Origin of the sequence: Mucilaginibacter robiniae, from assembly GCF_012849215.1 — a bacterium.
Lineage (GTDB): Bacteria > Bacteroidota > Bacteroidia > Sphingobacteriales > Sphingobacteriaceae > Mucilaginibacter > Mucilaginibacter robiniae.
This window is the reverse complement of sequence record NZ_CP051682.1, coordinates 1,383,042-1,404,941: the sequence shown is the minus strand read 5'-3', so window position 1 is coordinate 1,404,941 and position 21,900 is coordinate 1,383,042. Positions and strand designations below refer to the sequence as shown.

23 protein-coding genes and 1 tRNA gene are annotated in these 21,900 nt (G+C 47.3%); 12 read left to right on the top strand and 12 right to left on the bottom strand.

The annotated features are described in order from the left end of the window. Positions 1 to 18 precede the first annotated feature (18 nt). The 3 genes from HH214_RS06260 to HH214_RS06250 all read right to left on the bottom strand — a co-directional run bounded on the left by HH214_RS06260 (position 19) and on the right by HH214_RS06250 (position 2,926). Positions 19 to 561: an RNA polymerase sigma factor gene (locus HH214_RS06260; protein WP_169606510.1), complete on the bottom strand. Its 543-nt coding sequence runs from the start codon at positions 559 to 561 to the stop codon at positions 19 to 21. Positions 562 to 850: 289 nt separating this feature from the next. Continuing rightward, positions 851 to 1,870: a UDP-N-acetylmuramate dehydrogenase gene (gene murB / locus HH214_RS06255; protein WP_169606509.1), complete on the bottom strand. Its 1,020-nt coding sequence runs from the start codon at positions 1,868 to 1,870 to the stop codon at positions 851 to 853. A gap of 135 nt (positions 1,871 to 2,005) precedes the next feature. Next, entirely contained in the window at positions 2,006 to 2,926 is a 921-nt protein-coding gene (locus HH214_RS06250; RefSeq protein WP_169606508.1) for a PfkB family carbohydrate kinase, read from the bottom strand. A gap of 86 nt (positions 2,927 to 3,012) precedes the next feature. Here HH214_RS06250 and HH214_RS06245 point away from each other — a divergent pair. Beyond that, a tRNA-Asn gene (locus tag HH214_RS06245) sits at positions 3,013 to 3,086 on the top strand. A 544-nt stretch (positions 3,087 to 3,630) separates the two neighbouring features. Continuing rightward, positions 3,631 to 3,912, top strand: coding sequence for a response regulator transcription factor (locus HH214_RS06240; protein WP_169606507.1), 282 nt, complete (start codon positions 3,631 to 3,633; stop codon positions 3,910 to 3,912). Positions 3,913 to 3,945: 33 nt separating this feature from the next. Here HH214_RS06240 and istB read toward each other — a convergent pair whose 3' ends face one another. Beyond that, complete coding sequence (gene istB, locus HH214_RS06235) at positions 3,946 to 4,698, bottom strand: IS21-like element helper ATPase IstB (RefSeq protein ID WP_169605652.1); 753 nt, start codon at positions 4,696 to 4,698, stop codon at positions 3,946 to 3,948. A gap of 16 nt (positions 4,699 to 4,714) precedes the next feature. Beyond that, positions 4,715 to 6,244, bottom strand: coding sequence for an IS21 family transposase (gene istA, locus HH214_RS06230; RefSeq protein ID WP_248282179.1), 1,530 nt, complete (start codon positions 6,242 to 6,244; stop codon positions 4,715 to 4,717). A gap of 49 nt (positions 6,245 to 6,293) precedes the next feature. Between istA and HH214_RS06225 the strand changes: the two genes are divergently transcribed. After that, positions 6,294 to 6,473, top strand: a complete 180-nt coding sequence (locus HH214_RS06225) for a hypothetical protein (protein WP_169606506.1) — start codon at positions 6,294 to 6,296, stop codon at positions 6,471 to 6,473. Positions 6,474 to 6,566: 93 nt separating this feature from the next. Here HH214_RS06225 and HH214_RS06220 read toward each other — a convergent pair whose 3' ends face one another. Beyond that, complete coding sequence (locus HH214_RS06220) at positions 6,567 to 7,448, bottom strand: cation diffusion facilitator family transporter (protein ID WP_169606505.1); 882 nt, start codon at positions 7,446 to 7,448, stop codon at positions 6,567 to 6,569. A 90-nt stretch (positions 7,449 to 7,538) separates the two neighbouring features. On the opposite strand from HH214_RS06220, the gene HH214_RS06215 reads away from it, so the two are divergent. Then, positions 7,539 to 7,775, top strand: coding sequence for a YnfA family protein (locus HH214_RS06215; protein WP_248282221.1), 237 nt, complete (start codon positions 7,539 to 7,541; stop codon positions 7,773 to 7,775). A gap of 203 nt (positions 7,776 to 7,978) precedes the next feature. Here HH214_RS06215 and HH214_RS06210 read toward each other — a convergent pair whose 3' ends face one another. Then, entirely contained in the window at positions 7,979 to 9,238 is a 1,260-nt protein-coding gene (locus HH214_RS06210) for an alpha/beta hydrolase-fold protein (RefSeq protein ID WP_211166317.1), read from the bottom strand. A 243-nt stretch (positions 9,239 to 9,481) separates the two neighbouring features. Between HH214_RS06210 and HH214_RS06205 the strand changes: the two genes are divergently transcribed. From HH214_RS06205 to HH214_RS06185, 5 genes are all read left to right on the top strand, one after another. After that, positions 9,482 to 10,798: a DUF3500 domain-containing protein gene (locus HH214_RS06205; protein ID WP_169606504.1), complete on the top strand. Its 1,317-nt coding sequence runs from the start codon at positions 9,482 to 9,484 to the stop codon at positions 10,796 to 10,798. Then, positions 10,795 to 11,982, top strand: coding sequence for a HupE/UreJ family protein (locus HH214_RS06200; protein WP_169606503.1), 1,188 nt, complete (start codon positions 10,795 to 10,797; stop codon positions 11,980 to 11,982). Before HH214_RS06205 ends, HH214_RS06200 begins: the two co-directional genes overlap by 4 nt. A 539-nt stretch (positions 11,983 to 12,521) precedes the next feature. Further along, positions 12,522 to 12,779 carry a cold-shock protein gene (locus HH214_RS21925; RefSeq protein WP_248282220.1) on the top strand — a complete coding sequence of 86 codons (258 nt, stop codon included), beginning with the start codon at positions 12,522 to 12,524 and terminating at the stop codon, positions 12,777 to 12,779. A 551-nt stretch (positions 12,780 to 13,330) separates the two neighbouring features. Next, entirely contained in the window at positions 13,331 to 13,726 is a 396-nt protein-coding gene (locus tag HH214_RS06190; RefSeq protein WP_169606502.1) for a hypothetical protein, read from the top strand. Positions 13,727 to 13,864: 138 nt separating this feature from the next. Further along, entirely contained in the window at positions 13,865 to 14,188 is a 324-nt protein-coding gene (locus tag HH214_RS06185; protein ID WP_169606501.1) for a hypothetical protein, read from the top strand. Positions 14,189 to 14,347: 159 nt separating this feature from the next. Here HH214_RS06185 and HH214_RS06180 read toward each other — a convergent pair whose 3' ends face one another. The 3 genes from HH214_RS06180 to HH214_RS06170 form a co-directional block, all read right to left on the bottom strand. Further along, positions 14,348 to 14,830 (bottom strand): hypothetical protein, encoded by a 483-nt coding sequence (locus HH214_RS06180; RefSeq protein ID WP_169606500.1) that lies wholly within the window; start codon positions 14,828 to 14,830, stop codon positions 14,348 to 14,350. 197 nt (positions 14,831 to 15,027) lie between these two features. Then, on the bottom strand, positions 15,028 to 15,396 hold the full coding sequence (locus HH214_RS06175; RefSeq protein WP_169606499.1) for a hypothetical protein: 369 nt from the start codon (positions 15,394 to 15,396) through the stop codon (positions 15,028 to 15,030). Between the two features lie 28 nt (positions 15,397 to 15,424). Beyond that, positions 15,425 to 15,829 carry a hypothetical protein gene (locus HH214_RS06170; RefSeq protein WP_169606498.1) on the bottom strand — a complete coding sequence of 135 codons (405 nt, stop codon included), beginning with the start codon at positions 15,827 to 15,829 and terminating at the stop codon, positions 15,425 to 15,427. Positions 15,830 to 16,133: 304 nt separating this feature from the next. Here HH214_RS06170 and ku point away from each other — a divergent pair, with 304 nt between their 5' ends. The 3 genes from ku to HH214_RS06155 are packed head-to-tail and all read left to right on the top strand — an operon-like array spanning position 16,134 to position 19,879. Continuing rightward, on the top strand, positions 16,134 to 16,904 hold the full coding sequence (gene ku, locus HH214_RS06165; protein WP_169606497.1) for a non-homologous end joining protein Ku: 771 nt from the start codon (positions 16,134 to 16,136) through the stop codon (positions 16,902 to 16,904). A 3-nt stretch (positions 16,905 to 16,907) separates the two neighbouring features. Next, entirely contained in the window at positions 16,908 to 19,436 is a 2,529-nt protein-coding gene (gene ligD, locus HH214_RS06160; protein WP_169606496.1) for a DNA ligase D, read from the top strand. Further along, on the top strand, positions 19,433 to 19,879 hold the full coding sequence (locus HH214_RS06155; RefSeq protein WP_169606495.1) for a hypothetical protein: 447 nt from the start codon (positions 19,433 to 19,435) through the stop codon (positions 19,877 to 19,879). Before ligD ends, HH214_RS06155 begins: the two co-directional genes overlap by 4 nt. 373 nt (positions 19,880 to 20,252) lie before the next feature. Here HH214_RS06155 and HH214_RS06150 read toward each other — a convergent pair whose 3' ends face one another. Continuing rightward, positions 20,253 to 21,308: an HNH endonuclease domain-containing protein gene (locus HH214_RS06150; protein WP_169611061.1), complete on the bottom strand. Its 1,056-nt coding sequence runs from the start codon at positions 21,306 to 21,308 to the stop codon at positions 20,253 to 20,255. Between the two features lie 186 nt (positions 21,309 to 21,494). Further along, complete coding sequence (locus tag HH214_RS06145) at positions 21,495 to 21,851, bottom strand: hypothetical protein (protein ID WP_169606494.1); 357 nt, start codon at positions 21,849 to 21,851, stop codon at positions 21,495 to 21,497. Between the last annotated feature and the right edge of the window lie 49 nt (positions 21,852 to 21,900).

Below are 21,900 nucleotides of genomic sequence, written 5' to 3'. Positions count from 1 at the left end.
TTGAAAGATGATTAATGATTAATCTTCTTCTTCTGCGTATACTGCTTTTTTAACACCGTTATCGTAAGCTTTCAAATTTTTCTTTAAAAGTTTGCGTGCTACGTGAATGCGAGTTTTAACAGTACCAATTGGAATAGTTAAATGATCAGCGATTTCATGATATTTGTGACCTTCGAAATACATCGTAAAAGGTACATAATAGTCTTCAGGTAATCTGTCTAAAGCTCTTCTGATATCATCCATTACGAATTTAGATTCACCTTGATTTTTGGTTGAGCTAAATACTAGGTTTGCTGATGAGATTTCTTCTGATTTGGTTACAAAAGTGCTCATTTTTACAAAGCGACGATAGTTATTAATGAAAGTATTTTTCATGATGGTATACAACCATCCTTTTAAGTTAGTGCCTTCTTTAAACTTATTGTAATAAGTTATAGCCTTCAACATTGTATCCTGAACAAGGTCGTTAGCATCGTCTGCGTCATGTGTGAAGTGCAGAGCGTATGATCGTAATGAACTGGCTTGACGCAGTACCATGGAGTTAAACTCAATCTTTGTCATTCTGTTATCTGTTAAAGTTTTGTACAGAAGTATTGACAAACATGATACCGTTTTATGCCAAATTGATAATTCGATGAATAAAAGTGATTGTTTTTTTGTCAAAGCTGCAAAAGTAAAGTACTACTTAAGCTTGCTTTTTTTAATTAAGTTCCTGTATTGTAGTTGGTTATGTATTTTAAAACAAAAAGGGAAAAAAATAACTGTATGATTAAAAGTTTTTGAAAACAATTTTGCAGCAGTGCTATATACACTGTTCAGATTTTGGGATGGTGTTTAAATATGTAGGCTTTTATTGAATGATATTGACCTCTCGTTCCAGCATAACGCCAAATTTACTGTACACACTGTCTATGATTTGCGACGACAGGTTATATACTTCCTGTCCGGTAGCTCCGCCATGGTTCACTAATACCAATGCCTGATTTTTCCAGGTTCCGGTATGGCCAATTGTTTTTCCCTTCCATCCGCATTGCTCAATAAGCCAGCCAGCCGCCAGCTTTACGCCACCATTGTTGCCGGGATAATGCGGTATAGTAGGATAGTTCTGTTGAACTGCTTCGAATTGCTGGGCAGATATAATGGGGTTTTTAAAAAAGCTTCCTGAATTACCTATAGTAGAAGGGTCTGGTAACTTAGATACCCGAATAGCTGATACTACTTTCGATACGTCTTTAAGTGTAGGCTGTATGATACCTCTACTGTTTAGTTCCTGCTCAATAGCGCTGTAGCTTAAATTAAGGTTTGGCGTAGTTGATAACCGGAACTTTACGGTAGTAATAATATATTGTCTCTTTAAAGCAGATTTAAATACACTTTCACGATATCCAAATTGGCATTCCTCTTTGTTAAAGGTTTTAAAGTTTCCGGTAGCAATTTCAAAAGTATGGCAACTTTCAAAAACGTCTTTCAATTCAATACCATAAGCACCAATATTTTGAATAGGAGAGGCGCCAACTGAACCTGGAATAAGGCTCAGGTTTTCCATACCGGCAAAATTATGGTCAACACAGTAATTCACCAGTTCGTTCCATGATTCGCCTGCACCTGCTTCTACAAAAACATTGGTATGATTAATACGATGTTCAATACCCCGTATGTTCATGCGGATTACTAATCCGCCAAAATCATTTACCAGTAGCATATTACTGCCGCCTCCTAAAATAAGCCTTTCGGTTTGCTGCCATTGTTGATCCATAAAAAGTTCAGTTAATTCATCTTCATGGTTGATCTCCACAAAAAATCGGGCTTTCGCTTCAATGCCAAAGGTGTTCAGATTTTTGAGTGAAACGTTTTCTTCAATTTGCAGCATAGTTTATAGGAGTTGGCTTACTCAGCGCAAAGGTTATTGTTTGGGGTTAATGCTTTCGATATTAGATTTATACTTAGTAAGAATAATAGTTTTCTACTAAGTATAAATCCAACAATTTAAATTACAGCAGAATGTTTACAGAACAATTTCAAATTGAGCTAGATTAACAAACTCCTGTACCCGCCCTGAAACTTCTTCGGCAGTTAAGTTCTTGATTTTTTCAGTGCCAAACTTTTCTACGCAAAACGAAGCCAATGCCGAACCAAATATGATAGCATTCTTCATGTTATTAAAATTGATGGTACCCACTTTAGCTAAATAGCCAATAAAACCACCGGCGAAGGTATCGCCAGCACCTGTAGGATCAAACACTTCAGCTAATGGAAGGGCAGGGGCTGAGAATACCTTATCTTCATGAAATAATAATGCACCATGTTCCCCTTTTTTAATAATCAGGTATTTCGGACCTATGGTTAATATCTTATGTGCAGCTTTAACTAATGAGTATTCGCCAGATAGTTGACGTGCTTCTGCATCATTGATGGTAAGCACATCTACCAGTTTAATGGTTTCCAATAAATCGTCAAGCGCGATGTCCATCCAGAAGTTCATGGTATCCATCACAATTAGTTTAGGGCGCTTGTGCATGCGCTTAATTACTGTTTGCTGAACTTGAGGAGTCAGGTTACCCAGCATCAGGTATTCACAATCTTGGTAAGACTCAGGAATAATAGGGTCGAAATCTGCCAGTACATTGAGTTCGGTAATCAAGGTATCGCGGCTGTTCATATCATTATGGTAGCGGCCGCTCCAGAAAAATGATTTTTCTCCCGGTTTTACCTGCAAACCCTCTGTGTTAATATTGTGTTGCTCAAAGTCTGCTATTTCTTCTTTCGGAAAGTCGTCACCTACTACGGCCACTATTTTTACTTGGTTGTAAAAGTAAGATGCTGCTAAACTAGCATAGGTAGCAGCTCCGCCAACAATTTTATCGGTCTTGCCAAAAGGGGTTTCAATAGTGTCAAATGCCACAGTACCAATCACTAATAAACTCATGAAAAATATTTTTAAATTTTTTTCTGCAAATATTGTGAAATTACCGGACAATTTCTACTTTTGCACCACTCCACACCGGAAAATACTCCTGAGTAGCTCAGCCGGTTAGAGCATCTGACTGTTAATCAGAGGGTCGCTGGTTCGAGCCCAGCCTCAGGAGCCTCAAAATCAATGATTTAACCCCACTCTGGCGAGTGGGGTTTTTTGTTTCTCACACATTTCTCACACAATTTCGAAGATTTATGAGATCGCGGGTTAGTGTCGTGTTTTCTTAAATGTAATTGATCTATATTGTCCCCTTCGTAAAAACGGATATTTGTTATTATAGTAGTATCGGTCTTTTAAATAAGACGACATATTTAAGTGTAATTAATGCAAATCATTAATGCATATGTAAAAGCCATTTCGAGATTGCAATGTAATTTTTTTGTACCTAGTTTAAGAATTTCATTTGTTGTTTAATAGCACTAGGATATAAAATCAGTGGCTTGCGCAGCTTTACGTTCATGCTGAATGGATAATCTTCTTATACGCTAAGCAATTACATTTCAACACCGTAATCACTAAAACTTACAGTAAGCTATACAATGGTTTAGATTTGTTTTTCTTGCTCGCGCAAATCGCGTTTAATATTTAATTGCGCATCAAATACACCACTCGCTCGTGGTCCGATATTTGCAATTGCAACGCATATGCAATAAGGTATGTTAACAGGTCAGAAAAAAGTATTAGTTGTGGACGATGATCACGATATTCGGGAGATTATTATGATCATCTTGGAGTCCGAGGGTTATGCCGTTTCCGGGCTGGATAATGGCCACGCAGTGATCGAAACCATACAGCAAGTCCGTCCAGATATCTTATTGCTTGATGTACAGCTTGGTGATATGGACGGCAGGGTAGGTATTCCGGGGATGTTGACCAGGCTATTCCGTGGCAAACTGACCAGTCTGAGAACTGGCGGAATGATGCAGCCAATGCTGTAGAAGCATTATTACAAAGTTAGCTATCTCAAGTTATTATTGGTAACTGATTTCCTTTTCATCAGCCCTGCGTTTTTTTCTCATGGATTCACCCTTGAGATCCAGCCGGTGAGCGCTGTGTACGATACGGTCTAATATTGCATCAGCTATTGTTTTTTCACCGATGACCTCATGCCATTTACTGACCGGAAGCTGTGAGGTAATGATCAGGGATGCTTTACCATGCCGGTCTTCAATGATCTCCATCAGGGCAGCCCTGTTTTGTGCATCAAAAGGCTGCAAGCCAAAGTCATCGAGTATGAGCAGTTGCTGGCGTTCAATCTTTGCGATCTCTTTGATGTAGGAGCCATCAGCCTTGGCCATCTTGAGTTTGGCAAATAGCTTGGGTGTACTGGCATAGAATACCCTATAGCCCTGCATACAGGCCTGGTAACCAATAGCAGAGGCGATGTAGCTTTTGCCAATGCCGGTGCTGCCGGTCAGGAGCACATTCTCATTGCGCTCAATGAAGGTGCAGTCCGCCAGGCGCATGACCAGGTTGCGGTCAATGCTCCGCTCTGCCTGGTAGTTCACCTCTTCAATGGACGCTTTGTAGCGGAACTTGGCATGATAGATCTGGCGCTCTATACGCCGGTTATGCCGGTCATCCCATTCGGCATCCACCAGGTAGGCCAAGAGTTCATCGGCCGTGTAGTGATCTGTTTGCCCGGTTTCCAGGCTGCTTTGAAAAGCATGGAACATGCCGAAGAACTTCATCTTCCGCAGTTTGTCTAAAGTGTTTGTATTCATATGACTTGATTCGTGTTTACTGGTAATAGTCTTCGCCTCTGATGTTATCATGCTCGGGCATGGTAAGTTCATTGGCAAATAAGCTTTCTTCGTACTGATCGAGGTTCTTTTCCAGGATCATTTGTATGGTCTTGTAACTGTACATGCCATAACTCAGGCCTCTTCTGCAGGCCAGGATCAGGCGTTCATTCCCGGCTTTACGGGCAAAGCCCAGCACACCGATGCAGGATCGGTAAGCCTGCTCTGCATGGTGCCTGCGGCTAAGGATATGCTGGATATAAAGGCGCACATCCTCATGGATCGATGCGGCCCAGGACAGGAACTTTTCCGGGTTCCACTCGGCAACGAACTGGTGGGTGGAAGCCAGATGGTCTTTATCCGTAATGTAGCGGTGCAGCCCCTTGGTACGCTTGTGAATGGCTATGCGTTCATAATGATAGAAGGCCTCTACCGTCGTGCTGGAATACAGCAGCTTGATCTTTTTGCCGATGAAGCGGTAAGGCACACTATAGTAGTTCTTATCAGGCCCGAGGCTGACATGCCCGTTTTTCATCACGGTGGCATGAAACTGCTTTTTAAGCTCATAGCGCAACACGGGTAAAGGCATAAGCGTTTCACGCTCTACCTCCTCGAATTGCTGCCTTCTGCTGTAAGGCCGGCTTTGCATCAGCCGGTTATTATGGGCTTCCAGCAGTTCATGAATAGCGGCATTCAGCTCTTGCAAGGAATGATAAACGCTCTTGCGCAGGGGAACATAAATGCGGCTATAGATGATTCTTACGGCACCTTCTACCAGCGCTTTATCACGAGGGCGGAATGCCCGGGCAGGTAAGATGGTCGTGCAATAATGATTGCTGAAGTCTTCAAACGTTTCATTCAGCGTAGGTTCGTAACGGTTACTTTTAGTGACGGCAGCTTTCAGATTGTCCGGAACAATGGCCTCCGGCACGCCGCCAATGTAATGCAGGGTATGCTCACAAGCGGAAATGAAGTCTTCTTTTTGCTGGCTCATGACCGCCTCGACATAGGTCAGCTGGCTGGCCCCAAGTATGCCGATGAAGACCTCGACAGGAATGATCTCCCCGGTATCCCGGTTTGTGATGCTCAGCTTTTGACCGGCAAAATCCACATACAGCTTATCACCGGCCTTGTGGTCGATGTGCATCACAGGGTTAACCCGGGCCTGCCACTGGGTATAATAAAAGCAAAACTGGCTATACTGGTAACCGTCCGGAAACTCTTTACGATAAGCCTCCCAAAGCATTTGACGGGTAACACCGGTACGTTTCAGCTCTTTGTCTACTTTGGGAAAGCAGCGCAGCATGGCTTGCATACGGCTGTTGGGAGAGCGCTCCTTAGCCTTGCCAAACAAGTCTTCCAGCTCTTTATCATTCAAAGCATTGACTTCATCAAAGCTGAAGCCGCTCTCCTTGAAAGAGGCCAGATACTTCTTTACGGTGTTTCTGGATGCGTCTGCCTGGGCTGCTATAGACATGATGCTGCGCCCGTTGGTGTACATCCTTAAGATCTTTCTTATCTTACTCATACTGATCGTAGTGTTAGCCATACTTTGAGAGTTTTGTAACCCTACAAAGATGACGGCTGCTACCGCATCAGCTGCATTCCAGGGGTGGTCAGTTTCGCCCGGAATCCCTGGTCAGTTTGCCCCGGAATGGGGTGGTCAGTTTACGCCGGAACGCCTGACCTCTTTAAGACAGAACACCTGGTCATTTTCAGCAGAATACCCAGTCAAGCGATTACTTTCTAAAAAATAAGTTCAACAATGCACCTTATGTAAACTTTACGTTTTCGGTGCTTCCATTCTTATAGAAGATTAGAATGCTTGATCACGACGCCAACTCTTTTAGCTAAGCCGGTTCCACATGTATCAATGCATCTTTAATGCTCAGAGTGCTATGTAATAATTTATCTTTAACCTGATGGGCAATTTCATGCCCCTGCGTCACGGTCAGATGACCATTTACCTGAATGTGCAGGTCGACAAAATAATCGAATCCCATTTTTCGGACAAAACACTTCTCTACCCTTTTGACATCGCTCACCTCTGCGGCCAGTTCCCGTACGTGGCCATTGATCTCGGCTGGCGGCGCGGCATCCATAATTTCACCCAATGCAGGACGTATTATCCCGATGGCATTATAAATGATCAAGACTGCCGCTAATAGTGCAGCCCAGTCGTCAGCCCCTTCATACCCTTTACCCGCAATTAAGGCTACAATAATACCGATAAAGGCGGCAATCGAAGTGATGGCATCGCTCCGGTGATGGTAAGCATCTGCGATCACCGCCTGACTGTTCAGCTTTTTGCCAATGGCAAGTACATAGCGAAACATTACCTCCTTAATCACGATCACCATCAGCAGAATAGCCAAAGTAAATTTTTGGGGCAGGCTGTGCGGCGTTTCAATCATTTCAATCGCATGGAAACCAATCCAGAAGGCAGCGCCGATCAAGAACAGGGAAATAACGATGGCTGCGATGGGTTCTGCCTTGCCATGCCCGTACGGGTGCTGGGCATCCGGAGGACGAACAGCAATGCGGAGCGCAAAAAACAACAGCGTGGAGCTCAGCACATCAGCGCCTGTTTCTGTGGCATCGGCAATCAACGCATAAGAATGCCCTATATGCCCGGCAATGGCTTTGACAAAAACCAGTACAATGCTGATGACGATGCCGATTTGTGTAGTCCGCAGCGCATTGGCAGAAGGGTGGAGATCTAATTCGTTCATGGCGTTAAGTAAGCTAAATTTATACGCTGAAAATCTAAAGATGACGATTTAATTTTCCATACTTGTTAAAGGACAAGATACTTTTCTTAGATGACACTTGCTTTTAAATCAAGCCTGCTCTTTATCGTTGCGTGGCTTTTCAGAATAGGCGGCGGTTACCTGATCTGGCAATGGCTAAAAGAAGGTAACCCACTTTGGTACGGGGCCTTGGAAAGCGTAAGGCTCACGCTTTATGGCGTGGTGGCTACCTTTCAAACGGCCAGCTTCGGCAGAATCTATGCCGCATACGGTGGTGTTCTCATCCTGCTGGCGCTGGTTTGGGCTTGACGGATTTTAACCGGCTAAGTACGATTTCATTGGGGCAATAGTCGCATTAGTGGGGCTGGCATGATTATATATGCCACATTATATATGCCACGTAATGGCTAAGCCCGTAATTGATAGTGCAGGTAACACAGGCAGGGTTGTACCCTTATTTATTCAACAATCATACGCTAACCTGCTTGTGAAAGTACTTGATCAGTTACCACTTATTTTCGCTGCCTGAACAGCCAGTCTCTGATACCTTCTATTGTATAGGCAATCCGCCAGGTACCGCGGTGATTGCCTCCACCGTTGTCGGTTACCCCGGCAGGTATCACTGTTCCATTCTGTAGCGCTGCATAGTTAATAGATGTGCCTTGGGCTTCCATAGCTTTCACATCTGCTGCAAACTCATTTGCTGTGGCTCTGCCGCTCCAGGTGGCCCGGCTCACCTTTGCACCTTTTTCTTCTAAAGCTGCGGTAATGGCATTCATACCCGGAAAAGCTTTAGTATCACCCTGCGAAACCACAATCCACAAGTGGTCATTTGCCATCAGCCCAACTTTGGCAGGATCCCATTGGCCGGCCACCAGAAACGAGGCGGCAAACAATTCAGGATACTTGATATCCATAGCAATAGACATCATACAGCCCATTGATTGTCCGGTGGTATACAGCCTGTCTTTATCAATGCTGTATCGACCTGTCAGTTCATGCAAAAGGTTTACCGTCACATCCAAATCTTCAGTTGCTTCAGACTGGTCATTCACTACAACACTGCTGTACTGAGGTGCCAATACAAACGCTTCATGTTTGGCCTGTTCTGAGGGCGTCGCCCAGATTACGGCGCCAAGTCCCTGTACCAGCGGCGCTTTAACCTCGGCACCTACCTCACCGGCATCATGCATAAACAGCACTAAGGGGTAAGCCTTTCTAGCGTCATAATTTTTAGGAATAAACAGATTATAATTTAGGGTTCTTCCTGTTTTAGGATCTTTAAACGCCAACTGACTGAAGTCGTCTACCACCAAATTGATTTGTTGATTGCTTTGTACCGGTGCACCGGATGGTATGTATTGTTCGCCATTGGCAGCTTCAACCGGACGCAGTTGCTTTGCTGTGATGATTGCTTTTCTTAACAGTGAAGTGTGTCCGCCGGACACGTAGGTAGCGGCGCTGGCATCCGCTGGTGAAAGCTCGATCATGACATAACGGCCATCTTTGCCTTTAGCCGCCTTTGCTGCAATAGTATTTGCATAGATACGGGTGATTGTTCTGCCCTCCACGGAGAAACCGGCAGCAGAAAGACTGGTATTCTTAATTGGTTCATCAAACTCAATCGCAGCGGCGGTCACTTTTTGCCCTTCGCCGAAAACTTCAGTAATCGCGGTGATACATTTGATATGTGCAGCATGATCTGAGTTTAAGCTAAAGCCTTTACCTATCATCATCGTCATCAGAAGGCTACTTAAATACAAGGTTTTCATCTTTTTAAATTCTTTTTGCAAAGAAACAGAAAGTCGTGGAGACGAAAGGTGACAATAGACCAATAGGCAAAACTCATCGACAACCAGTTGAAACTTCAATGCTTTTATAAATATCTTTGTAAGCAGTTGACTAGTCACAGAACAAGTAGTGGCAGATGATGGCAAAGCAGATCAATCTAAGTTCGGGTTATCAACTACAGTAAACAGGAATATCATTTATTAACTTCACCATAAACACTCACCATGAATAAAGGTAACCCGATTATACTGCTGTCTTTGGGTTTAACGTCGATGCTTGCTGCTTTTCATTGGCATCATAATTACACCCATGCTGCGCCTAATACCATGGCTACACCTACCGCTATCAGCCAGACACAGGCGATTGTGACTGCTGCCAATACCTTTCTGCACGCGCTGAATGTTGAACAGTTGGCGAAGGTACAGTTCTCCTTTACTGCCCAGAAAGCAGCTACAGTAGCCCGGTTCAAAAGATCGGGTGAAAATGAAGTAGTTCCTTTCGCACCAGAAGATTACGCACGGGTAAACACCTCGAGTCACCAGCAGCATGAGGGTCAACCCGGTCCGGGCAACAGACCAGGCGGTGGCCCCGGCGGACATCCACCCCAGCCAGGTGACAAGCCGGGTCAGGGCCCCGGCCCAGGTGGTCCCGGTAAAGGCATGGGACCTGCAGAGGGCTTTGTAGGCGAACAGTATGGGCAGGCGGTATGGTCGAACTATCCAGTTAGTGACGTGCTGCGACCAGGCTTGCAACTGGGCAGCCTGAACGCCAGTCAGCGAAAGGCCGCCATGCATTTGCTGGAGGTGATGCTCAGTCCGAAAGGTTATCAGAAGGTATTAGAAATTATGGGGTCAGATCAGGTATTGTTTGAAGGCGGAACACCGTTTGCTTCGGGTATAAACCGTTATACAATAGGAATTTTCGGCCAACCCAATACCTCTACCCCCTGGATGATACAGTTTGGCGGACATCACCTGGGATTAAACGTCGTGATCGCCGGAGCGCATGGCTCCAGCACTCCAACTCTAACGGGCGCTCAACCTGCCATTTATACCGCTCACGGCAAAACCGTCCGGGTACTTGCAGGAGAAAATGATAAAGCCTTTACACTGCTGGATGCGTTGAATGATACTCAGCGTAAACAGGCCATTTTAAATTACCATGTGGATGACTTGGTACTCGGCCCTGCCAGCGGAGGAAAAACTATTGTTCCTGAAGGACTCAAAGCCTCCGCTATGAATGCACAGCAACGCACCATGCTGCTTGATTTGATTGCCGAATGGACAGGTATTGTGAATGATGCCTACAGCAAAGCCAGGATGGAAGACATCAAAGCAGGCTTGGAGGAAACCTATTTCGCCTGGAGTGGCCCGACAACACATCAACCCGGAAAGAATGGGTCTTCTTATTACCGCATTCAGGGCCCTAAATTGGTGATTGAGTTTTCGCCTCAGGGAGTGGGTGGTGATCCTACTATGCACGTACACACCATTTACCGCGACCCTACCAATGAGTATGGACATGCGTTTACTGGCCAATGAAATTTAAAGGGATTGTAGTTCTTTTCATGATGCTGTGGCTGGCTGTACCAGCCGCAGCACACCGGCTGAATGAGTATTTACAAGCGACTACAATTTTCCTTTTTAAAGATCATATTACCCTGCAACTACGGCTTACACCAGGCACTGATGTGGCAGGAAAAATCATGTTGATCATCGACCGCAACCATGATGGCGCAATAACAGAAGAAGAACAACGCACTTATGCCAGCAACGTAACCCATGAGCTGCTCTTGTGGGTGAATGGTCGTCCTAAACAGCTTCAACTGGATTCGTTGTCTTTTCCCAAATTGGAAGAAGTATATAAGGGTTTGGGTGATATCATCATCAGTCTTAGTGCCAGCCTGCCTCCCGGCACATCTCAGCACACCTTGAAGTTGAAAAATCATCATCAGCGAAGCATATCTGTTTATCTGGTAAATTGCCTGCTGCCAAATAATCCGGATATTCAGGTTATGGGCCAAAGCCGCACTTATGACCAGTCGGTTTATCAGCTAAGTTTCACGACGGATAAGGCCCTGCTAGCCCGGGCATCATCTGTATCCGGTGAATTAGAAGCGAAGCAGCGGTTAATACAGGCGGACAACCGGGCGGTATTAAAAACGTTTATCTTTCAAGGCATCCGGCATATTCTTACTGGTTACGACCACTTACTGTTCATTGCTGCCCTGGTATTAGGCGCTAACACGCTATGGGATCTGGTAAAAGTGGTAACTGCTTTTACGCTTGCCCATTCGATCACTCTGACGCTTGCAGCTTTACGGCTGGTTCAACTGCCAGAACAAATAGTTGAAGCTGGCATAGCCGCCAGCATCATCTTTGTGGCCTTACAAAATGTCTTTCATCCGGCAGCTGCGCAGGGAAACAGCCGTTTGGCCATTGCATTTTTGTTCGGGCTGCTTCATGGACTCGGCTTTGCAGGCGGACTGCTGGAAGTCATGCATCAAATGCCGGGTGTGACTATAACGCTGGCTATAATCGGGTTCACTATTGGCGTAGAAATCGGTAATCAGGTCACATTGCTGCTGCTTTTCGGCCTTTTGCAAACCCTGCGTACCTCCCGGCCTAATCTTCTGCTAAACGACCGTCTTCGGAGAAGTATACAATGTACACTGTCTTTAAGCATTGCTATGGCAGGCATCTATTATTTTTATTTAGCTATATAGATTCGCTCCACTAGTAGCTGTTATGTGTAATTAGATGATCCGTTGATCATCTCGGGAACAATTGAAGACGCCCAATATTGCTAATGTTCCCGAGTGTGCTGTGTTTGATTAGCCAGTAGGACAGAAAGAGGTAAAGTAAAACATACCCGTATATTACTTCGTATATTGAACAATCGCAGATATATCAAATCCGCTGTTTGATGGATATTCCGCTGAAATTGACCTAGCAGGAGGAGTGCCTTTTTATTTTCCGTACCTGACTCTTACTGCTGAGCAACCACCAATGGCCAGTCAATAGCTTTCAAATTATTGCATTATTCCAGCAAAAAATTCAACAACACATTGGTAGATCCTCAGAAACCTTCAACAAAAAAGAAAACGAAAAAAAGCGCCTGCAGAAGCAAAAAGACAAGAAGGTACGGGCGGAAGACCGGAAAGCAAGTTCCGGTAAAGGAAAGTCCTTAGCATCCATGATGGCTTATGTGGATCACAACGGCAATCTAACTTAGATAAAGCCCGATCCGGCTCAGCGGATAGAGGTGTCGCCGGAGAACATTCCACTGGGTATCCCAAAGCTGGAAAATCTACCCGTAGACCCCATACGATCCGGAACAGTGACTTTCTTTAATGAATCCAAAGGTTACGGCTTTATCCGCGATGCGCAAACGCAGGAAAGCCTGTTTGTACATGTCAATGGCATTGCAGAGCAGATCAAAGAAGGGAACACTGTAACTTTTCAAGTAGAAAAAGGAGCTAAAGGACTAAATGCGGTTAAAGTAAAAAGACTGGCCAAGTAGTGTAAATTCAGAAGATTTGGCAAAAGCTGCCATAACCAGCAAACTCTACGTTGATAGCTAAATTTACATTGTAGCCATCGTCAGTAGAAGAGGCAGAGTTCGCTTGGTGCATTTCGGTTTTGCGCACTATTTAAGTAATAGCGAAGCATAGCCCTAACTGTAATGCAGGTAGCTAACTATGTTTAACTCAGTCCACCTGTGACGATCATGGGCGGCATGCAAATTAAATGATACAGCATACCTTCTTAAATGGCCTGTATACGGGTAGAAAGACGGCAACGTCACTCTCATCCAGCGCACAGCAAAGCAGATTTTTAATGGATTCGTTTCGCGGCTCAAGGTATTCCACACTTGCAAAAACTGGCTGCCTTTTCTGAGTTGGCATATCGCCGGCTTGCAAAAAAAATATATAGTCAATTAGCTGTTGTTTATCAACTATTAAACCCTATCTTTATCAAAATGCCTCTCCTTTTCTGATTTATACCCTTAGATGTTATTGGTTTGCTGATCGGTAATCTTTAAGCTTTACGCTAATCACCATCAGTTAAATTATGAAAAAAAACAGCCTGTTCAGGTATTACCGCGTTTTTAAAAACGATACTACCGTAACCGAGATATCCACCAATAATTTTAAACTCCTGCCTGCTTTGCTCTCTCAAAGAGTATTTCCGGTACATTCTAATATTCAGGAGGAAGTAACCCATCATGTGCACTCCGGCTACATCCTGCCTGATGATAGTGAGATGTTTTATGGCTATGCCAGTAAAACTATGGCTATGCGAAAAGCCAAGGCGGGAGCGCTCCAACACATTAACCGGCTTATTGCAGAGGTGACACAGGGCATTAATAAACTCAAAACTCACCGTGCGTTGCATTATCAGGATCTCAACGACACGTTGTTAGAATCCAATATTCGCAAACTGGAAAGAGAAATGTATATCAAATAATAAACTTATGAGTAAAGACAAAGGAAGTAAGAATGTAAAAAAAGCGCCGAGCGCGGAGGGCAACAAATCGCTATCCGATTACCAAACAAGCAAAACAACCGTATCTAAAACGGAGAGTATTCCCAAAACGAAAAAGAAATGATGACAGCATCAAAAGCGATCGAAAATCTGGCAAACCGCTATTTGTTTGAACTTCAGAATCTGGCCTTAGAACACGGTTGCAGACCAGATCATGAATGGCAGGTGGAACGGGCAACCCATGAGGAAAAGGTGCTGCTGGAAAAGCAATATCACCTGATTTTAGCTAACCGGGTATTACCGGAGCACTTTCTTGGCTTGTTTCATCTCGTTCGGGCCAAGTTAAACTTAGAGTCCGTTGAGCCGAGTTCTGCCGCACCCACACAACTTGAGAAAGGAGGCTTGTATCTGGTAGCTTTCCATTCAGGCCGGACAAAGAATTAATACACAACATGCCACTATACAGAGAGCATTTAAGCTAAATCTGTACAGTGGTGTTTGTTGCTTATTAAGGCGTTGCATATTAGCCGCTTGTGGAAGGCCTATGTCAACCAAAGCTATACGAGAGATTATTTACCTACCTGATGTACCGGTGAAAGAAGATCAAAAATTCACATAGTGCTTCTCAATGCGGTCAGAGATTTCTCTAAGCGTTCCGGCCGGCAACAACTCCGATTGCATTTGCAACCAGTTAAAGCGTTCATTCTGGGTTAATTTTCCAACCTTTTTTCCATCAAACCAAACATGATAGATATGATCTGTGACTATAATTTCACAGTACACCACGTTATCCTTAATTTGCAATCCAAATCCAAAAGTAGGGGCACAGCTGGCTTGGTCGGGTGCAACATAGTTTTTTATGTGAGCTACCAGTTGTAACCGCTCGCTTTGCGTTAGACGTTCTAGTCCACTCATGGACAAACCATTATCAGTGTAACTCATGTTGCCGATTAAGGCTGTATCTTCAAACAGCATATGCTTCCCTGAAATAATGAACTTTTCACGATAAAATACCAATACCGTTTCCACCTGTATATATTTCGAGTTGCCCTGATCGTAAACTGAATATCCTGTTCTATGTAACATAAGGAAGCATTTGATTACACGTCATCTAAGGATACAACTGCGGGGTCAGTAATTTGTTACGACGGGACGGGATTTTTATCAATTGCCCTTTGGCCAGCGGTATGGCGCCCTGAACCAAGCTTGATGATCTTGTCGAGTACGAGAGCGACGCTTGATCAGCAGATTATTGCGCAAACTTTCGGCGCGGCTGGACCTGCCTAATCCGCCGGTTTATTGCTGCCCGACCGCCTGGGGTCCGTAAGCCGGATTTCGATGTTGGGCATGCCCAGCCGGGTACGTCCGTACCACTTGATGGCAGCAGACAAGCTCTGCAGGTGAAAAGGATCGATCAGCCGGGTGTAGCCGGTGGTCTCAACGATCAGCAGGCCCTGCCGGGACGAGCAGTAATACTGTTTTTCACCGGGCACCGGGTGGAAACCCGGATGCGCTGCCGGGTAAACTGTCAGGTAAACCGCTATCCCTTGGACACGGATCACATCGAATCCCTGAAGCCGGCTCACCTGGAATTGTAGCGGGTAGATCATAAGCAGTAAAGGAAGGGCATGGAAAATCGTTTCATGAGGCATTGACTTTACGGATACCGGCGTTCCGAAGTTATCCCTGCACCTGCTTTTGTTGCAGGGTCTGGTAATTTCTTTCCGCATCACCCAGAAGCTCGTCCAAGGCGTTCAGCGTCAGTTTAACCTTCGCCAGCTGACCATAGATTTCCAGCTGCTTTTCCCAGATCTGCTCAAAGTGATGGATGGTATCCAGGATATGCACCACGTACTGCGCAGAAGCGACCGGCTTGTCCAGCTCGATGGCCTGGGTGATGTGCAGCTCCTGCATCAGCTGGAACAGCAGGTAAGGCGCGCGCTTGTTGGCGATCACCCGCAGGTGCGTTTCTGCTGCATTGATCTTTGTATTATAGTTCCCTTCCAGGTTGAGGCGCTGCCCCTGGGCGAAATGCAGGACAATGGTCTGTAATGCGTGCTGAATCTGGCGAAGCTGTACGTTCATGGAGCCGGCTGTTATCTTTTGTGTGCACTGCGTAGCGTGCAGTGTACCTTTGCGGAGCAATCCGTGTTCCCGCCTTGTCATCCCGCGAAACAACTTACTGACATTCATCCCGAAAGTTATCCACCTGCCTGTGGATAACGTGCCGGATTTATCCACAATGTAATAGCCCCTCGATATAGCATTAGGCTAAGTGATTCATTTACAGTCATCCTGAAATGTCGCGATCCTCTTTTCCCGGTGCTGTACTACGGGTACGCTTTTGCCGTGGTGCAGCTTTTGAAATTCTTTCTCTAAACATATTGCTATGAGATCGATTTGGAACGGCTCGATTGGCTTCGGCCTCGTCAATATTCCCATCAAGCTATATTCCGCAGTACAGGACAGCGCGCTGGACCTGGACATGCTGGACGGGCGTGACCAGGCCAAGATTCACTTCCTGCGGGTGAATGAGCATACGCATAAAGAAGTGCCTTATGATAAGATCGTGCGGGCCTACAAGCTGGACGACAATTACATCGTACTCGATCAGCATGATTTCGAGGAAGCGGCACCGGAAAAGACCAAGCTCATTGAACTGGAGAGTTTCGTGGATAAGGACGAGATCAACCCCATGTACTACGAAACATCTTACTTCAGTGAGTCTAACGCCAAGAACAGCAAAGCCTATTCGCTGCTGCTAAAGGCGCTGCAAAAGTCAGGCAAAGCCGGGCTGGGCCGCTTCGTGCTGCGCAATACGGAAAACCTGTGCATCATCCACCCGGTGGACGACGTGCTGGTCATCACCAAGATCCGCTTCGCCCAGGAACTGCGTTCCTCATCCGACCTCAAGCTGCCCGCCAGTGATACCGTCAGCAAAAAAGAACTGGACATGGGCCTGGCGCTGATTAACCAGTACAGCGAAAAGTTCGACATCGATCAGTTCAAGGATACCTATTCGGATGAGCTGCTGAAGATCATTAAGGCCAAAGCCAAAGGCAAGCGGGCTACCGTCAAGAAGCTCAAACCCAAGGCAGCAGCCAGTACCGACCTGTATGAGCAGCTCATGCAGAGCATGCAGGCCAAGAAAGGAGCGTAAGCGATGAGCCTTGCCAACTACAACGCCAAGCGGGATTTCACCAGGACATCGGAACCCAAAGGCGGCAAATCGGCTACAGGGGAACTGCGCTTTGTGGTGCAGCGGCACCATGCCTCGCGCCTGCATTATGATTTCCGGCTGGAACTGGACGGTGTACTCAAAAGCTGGGCGGTGCCTAAAGGCCCGAGCATGAACCCTGGCGATAAACGGCTGGCGATGATGGTGGAGGATCACCCGTATAACTACCAGTATTTCGAAGGCATCATCCCTGCCGGTGAGTACGGCGGCGGCGTGGTCATCACCTGGGATCAAGGGACTTATACTTCACTCTCTACTTCCCGCAAGGAGGATGTCAAGACGCTGCGTGCAGGCCTGAAGTCGGGTGACCTAAAGTTTCGGCTGAATGGCGAAATTCTTAAAGGGGAGTTTGCGCTGGTCAAGCTGCACAAGGGGGAGGCGGAAGACAACGCTTGGCTGCTCATCAAGCACCAGGATGCATTTGCCAAAGGTAAGTTCAACAGCGAGGATTTCGTACCGGTTACTATTAAGCAGCTAAAGAACAACAAGGATGGCAAGCTTACCCAATTGCCCAAGCATTCGCCGGTAAAGCGGGTCCATGCGGAGAAGAATGGGCCCGCATCAGCAAAACAGGAGAAGAAAAAAGCAGGTACTGTCTACCAGCCTATGCTGGCGACCCTGGCGCAGCATCTCACCGATGATCCCGACTGGCTCTATGAGCCGAAGCTGGACGGGTACCGGGCGATCGGCTATACCGGTAAAAAGGCTGCCGCCCTCATCTCCCGCAACGGAATAGCATTCAATGATAAATATACAGCCGCGTTTGAAGCACTGCAGGCGATGGATACAGGCGCGGTCGTGGATGGCGAGATCGTGCTGGAGAACGGGCACGGCAAAAGTGCCTTTCAGGACTTGCAGAACTATGACAGCGAGAAAAGCCGGCGCACCCTGCGCTATTATCTCTTTGACCTGCTGGAACTGAACGGGCATGACCTGCGGGAACTGCCGCTCATTAAACGCAAGGCGCTGCTGAAAGCCTTTCTGGATAACCAGCCCCAAAATGACACCGTCGTTTACCTTGAATATACGGCCGCTACAGGGTCGGAACTGCTCGTGCAATCACAGAAAGAAGGCTGGGAAGGCATCATTGGCAAGGACAGCAACAGCGGGTACGAGTCCGGCCGGCGTTCCGACCGCTGGCTGAAATATAAAGTGCAGGCCTCGCAGGAAGCCGTCATCTGCGGCTATACGGCGCCCAAAGGCAGCCGGAGCCATATCGGCTCGCTGATCTTGGGAATCTGGCAAGATGACACGCTCCGGTATGTCGGCAACTGCGGCACCGGCTTTGACGAGGCCAGCCTGAAAGACCTGTATATGCGGCTGCAACCGCTGAAAACCGATGACAAGCCGTTCACGGACAAGGTGAGCTATCACGGCAAGGTGCAGTGGGTAAGGCCGGAGCTGGTTTGTGAGGTGACTTTTGCCGAGTGGACGGCCGAAGGCAGCATGCGGCACCCGGTGTATAAAGGATTGCGCATGGACAAGCAGGCAGAAGAAGTCGTGCCGGAAGGGTTTGCACAACCCTTTGCTGACGAACAAACGATCAAGGTGGGTAAGCAGACACTTAGGCTAACCAACCAGAACAAGCTCTACTGGCCGGATGAGGGCATCACCAAAGGAGAATTGCTTGCTTACTACCGCGACTTAGCGCCGCACTTGATGCCTTATCTGAAAGATAAGCCCATCTCCATGCGCCGGCAGCCGAACGGGATCAGCGATGCCGGGTTCTTTCAGAAAGATACTGATACGGCGCACCTGCCGGGCTGGGTCAACACTTACCGGTTGTATTCGGAAAGCAACGACAAAGACATCAACTATATCATTGGAAGAGATGAAGCGACATTACTGTATATGGTCAACCTGGGCTGTATCGAGATCAATCCCTGGCTGAGCAACTATCAGACGCCGGATCACCCGGAGTACCTGGTCATCGATCTGGACCCGCATGATGTGCCGTTCAGCCAGGCGGTGGAAGCGGCGCTGAAAACGAAAGAAGTATTTGACCGGCTGCAGTTGCCTTGCTTTGTGAAAACCTCCGGCTCCAAGGGCCTGCATATTTACTGCTATGTGGGTGGAGTCTATGAATATGCAATTGTGCGCAAGTTTGCGGAGTACCTGGCGAACATGATCCATGAGGAGCTGCCGGATACGACCAGCATCGAGCGCAACCCGGCCAAACGCAAAAACAAGACTTATATCGACTTCCTGCAGAACCGCAGGGGGCAGACCATTGCGGCCCCTTACTCTGTCCGGCCCAAACGCGGGGCAACCGTTTCCACGCCGCTGCACTGGCAGGAGGTCAACGGTGAGCTTTCGCTGTCGGACTTTACGATTTACACCCTGCCGGACCGGCTGAAGCATGTGGCGGATCCTTGGTTAGCGCTGCACGCGGTCAAGGCCGATTTACAGCAGGCCCTGTCACTCGTTCAACCTGCATCAACCATTGGAAGATGAGGACTTACCCGGCTATTCTCCTTACGCTTGACCTGCAAAACGCCCTGCATCACTACTGGCTGACGTTTGATCGGGGGCTGTACCTGATCCGGGATGAAAAGGATGCGTACCAGGGCGCGATTGCACGCCGCCCGGATGGCAGCTGGCAGCGGATCAGCGGGAAACGTTTCCCCGCATCAGCCGTGGGGCGGATGGGTGACGCCATCGACCACTTTGAGTACCTGTCAGAACAATCGTTCGGCTTCGGGCTGGATGTGGACGGCGAGTTGCTGTACTGCGAGGTACTGCTCGGGCAGCACGGCTACCGCATCTATCTGCATCACGAGTTTGTCGGCGAGATCCGGATGAACTTCGACTGGCAATGGGAGGTGGTATTCGGTCAGTTGCCTGCCCCAATGCTGCTGGGCGATATCGGCGCACGGATCGAACAGCATTTTGCGTGAACGAAGTGATGGAAAAAGAAAAGTTCCATAGCCTCGCGCAATGGAACTTTCAACCTAAACCTTATCACAATTGCAGGCAAGATCGCCTGCTGAAAGCAAATGTATGAGTTTATTTTGGCATTCAAATTTGTAGTCTCAGGTCTGAATGATATGATCTTAGATTTTCTTATCAAATTAAAGTTCCTGACAGATACAAAGACCTTGATGCTGCTCATCAGGTTAGCTGATTCACGGCGCCCCCGGTTCGGTTACCTATTTCCTTGATTTATGATAGCGGAGTGATGAGTCCCGGCTAAAGGCCGGATAGGTCCAGGCGACGGCGGGCCATGACCGTTCATCCCACGAATTTGGACCTGCCGACCACCCGGCAGCCTTAGCGCGGTAAATATTCAAACCCATTGTTGGCAGCGATGGTGATCAGCGGCTGCAACTGCTCGCGGTAACGCTGTTTATCTGCTGCGGAAAAAAGTTGACGGGTGGCGCTCAGGTCAGGGATGATCGTCAGGTATTCTTCCAGAAACCTGCTTTTCGGTAGCTTGTCATAAATGATGGCGACGGCCTGCTGCTGGAGCTGGTAAAAGGGCTCAAAATACCGGTCCAGCCAGGGCAGCTTATCACTTTTAACGCTGTTGAAAGCGGGGTCTGCAGGGATGAGATTCCAGATCAGGTCGTGCGAGACGAAGGCGTAAGGAATAAAATGCTCGACGGCATACCTGCCGGGCCAAAGGCGGGTATTGGTGTAAATGCAATCCACGCTGCCCAGCTCACCAATAACGATATCCCAGAATTTTTTGCGCTGTTCGGTCAGGCTCTTCCGGACCGGTGCTTTGATCAGCTTGTTAGGTATGTCGGGGACATTAGGGTTCCTGCCCTGGAGATACAGTGCCAGGTTCCAGTAGCAGAAGTCTTTCAGTACGCGGGCGTTCCGCTGCAGATAAGCGGCCCACGCCGGATTGATCACGATATGGTCCGCATATAAGGCATACAGGCATTCCCCGGTAAAAGACTGGGAAAAGGCATAGGCCAGGCGTTTATCTTCCGCCCGGAACCAGGGGCTCAAAAAGCGGTGAGGAACCTCGCTGTCAAAGTACCGGAGCGCTTTGCGGGTATGCGGGTGAGACGTCTGCCGCAAAGTGGTGCTGATGTGACCCAACTCGGCATCGATTGTCAAGTGTTCGGTGATGCGTACCTGTTCAATGGCCTGCTGGAGCTTATCCTGTTTACCGAAGGACACATGGAAGTAATTGACCGTGTACCAGGCGTGCGCCAGCATATCCGCAAACAAGGCCTGCTTGCTGAGTTGCGACTCGCCCTGTTCCACATGCCCCAGGACAGCCAGGAACCAATAAAATTTATAGGTGGCGGAGGTCTTGTTGAAACAGGCCGCGAGTAAGTGCGTCGGGAGGTCAGCTTGATAGGGGAGGTTCACAACCGCTAAGTTACACATTCGGACTCGTCCGTCCGCGGGGGCGACTGACATTTACGAGCGGAAAGTTCATGCCGTGGCTGATGGAAAGCGAAGCGGGTCGCCCGGTCCCAATCCCCTATACATAGCCCGGTTGCCATTTCGGTGCAACCAGGCGTGAATGAAAATCGTCAGGCGTTTCAGTAAAACTTACTTACTGGGCTCGCCCACTAATTTCTTGACGAGTTTGGCCCCTTTTTGAAGGGCTTTACCCAACTTTTTGACGGCGGCGGCTTCCTTGCCTTCTGCCTTTTCAGCGGCTTCAACGGTAGCCTCGCCCAGTTTTTCCAGCAAGGTATAGATCTTATGTCCATCCTTGTGGTCTACCGCTTCTTTTAATTTTTCAAGGTCATGAACGATCGGTGCAAACCCTCTGCGGCCACTCAGCGTCTTGATCCAGGTGCTGATCTGGGTGGTAGAGCCGGTAGCGGATTCGTTTTCGATACTGTGTTCAATGGCGTCAATGGTTTTTTCCAAATGTTCCGCTTCTGTTTTTTCTTCTGCCATGTTTTCTATGATAAATGAACACGGACAACAGCCGTTGCCTGGCCGGTGT

Coding starts and splice junctions, on each gene's coding strand:
- HH214_RS06170 (WP_169606498.1), bottom strand. CDS start 15,829: ATGAACGTACAGCTTCGCCAGATTCAGCACGCATTACAGACCATTGTC.
- ku (WP_169606497.1), top strand. CDS start 16,134: ATGAGATCGATTTGGAACGGCTCGATTGGCTTCGGCCTCGTCAATATT.
- HH214_RS06260 (WP_169606510.1), bottom strand. CDS start 561: ATGACAAAGATTGAGTTTAACTCCATGGTACTGCGTCAAGCCAGTTCA.
- istA (WP_248282179.1), bottom strand. CDS start 6,244: ATGAGTAAGATAAGAAAGATCTTAAGGATGTACACCAACGGGCGCAGC.
- HH214_RS06185 (WP_169606501.1), top strand. CDS start 13,865: ATGATGACAGCATCAAAAGCGATCGAAAATCTGGCAAACCGCTATTTG.
- HH214_RS06145 (WP_169606494.1), bottom strand. CDS start 21,851: ATGGCAGAAGAAAAAACAGAAGCGGAACATTTGGAAAAAACCATTGAC.
- HH214_RS06200 (WP_169606503.1), top strand. CDS start 10,795: ATGAAATTTAAAGGGATTGTAGTTCTTTTCATGATGCTGTGGCTGGCT.
- HH214_RS06155 (WP_169606495.1), top strand. CDS start 19,433: ATGAGGACTTACCCGGCTATTCTCCTTACGCTTGACCTGCAAAACGCC.
- ligD (WP_169606496.1), top strand. CDS start 16,908: ATGAGCCTTGCCAACTACAACGCCAAGCGGGATTTCACCAGGACATCG.
- HH214_RS06250 (WP_169606508.1), bottom strand. CDS start 2,926: ATGAGTTTATTAGTGATTGGTACTGTGGCATTTGACACTATTGAAACC.
- HH214_RS06180 (WP_169606500.1), bottom strand. CDS start 14,830: ATGTTACATAGAACAGGATATTCAGTTTACGATCAGGGCAACTCGAAA.
- HH214_RS06225 (WP_169606506.1), top strand. CDS start 6,294: ATGACGGCTGCTACCGCATCAGCTGCATTCCAGGGGTGGTCAGTTTCG.
- murB (WP_169606509.1), bottom strand. CDS start 1,870: ATGCTGCAAATTGAAGAAAACGTTTCACTCAAAAATCTGAACACCTTT.
- istB (WP_169605652.1), bottom strand. CDS start 4,698: ATGAATACAAACACTTTAGACAAACTGCGGAAGATGAAGTTCTTCGGC.
- HH214_RS06205 (WP_169606504.1), top strand. CDS start 9,482: ATGAATAAAGGTAACCCGATTATACTGCTGTCTTTGGGTTTAACGTCG.
- HH214_RS06220 (WP_169606505.1), bottom strand. CDS start 7,448: ATGAACGAATTAGATCTCCACCCTTCTGCCAATGCGCTGCGGACTACA.
- HH214_RS06190 (WP_169606502.1), top strand. CDS start 13,331: ATGAAAAAAAACAGCCTGTTCAGGTATTACCGCGTTTTTAAAAACGAT.
- HH214_RS06175 (WP_169606499.1), bottom strand. CDS start 15,396: ATGCCTCATGAAACGATTTTCCATGCCCTTCCTTTACTGCTTATGATC.
- HH214_RS06215 (WP_248282221.1), top strand. CDS start 7,539: ATGACACTTGCTTTTAAATCAAGCCTGCTCTTTATCGTTGCGTGGCTT.
- HH214_RS06210 (WP_211166317.1), bottom strand. CDS start 9,238: ATGAAAACCTTGTATTTAAGTAGCCTTCTGATGACGATGATGATAGGT.
- HH214_RS06240 (WP_169606507.1), top strand. CDS start 3,631: ATGTTAACAGGTCAGAAAAAAGTATTAGTTGTGGACGATGATCACGAT.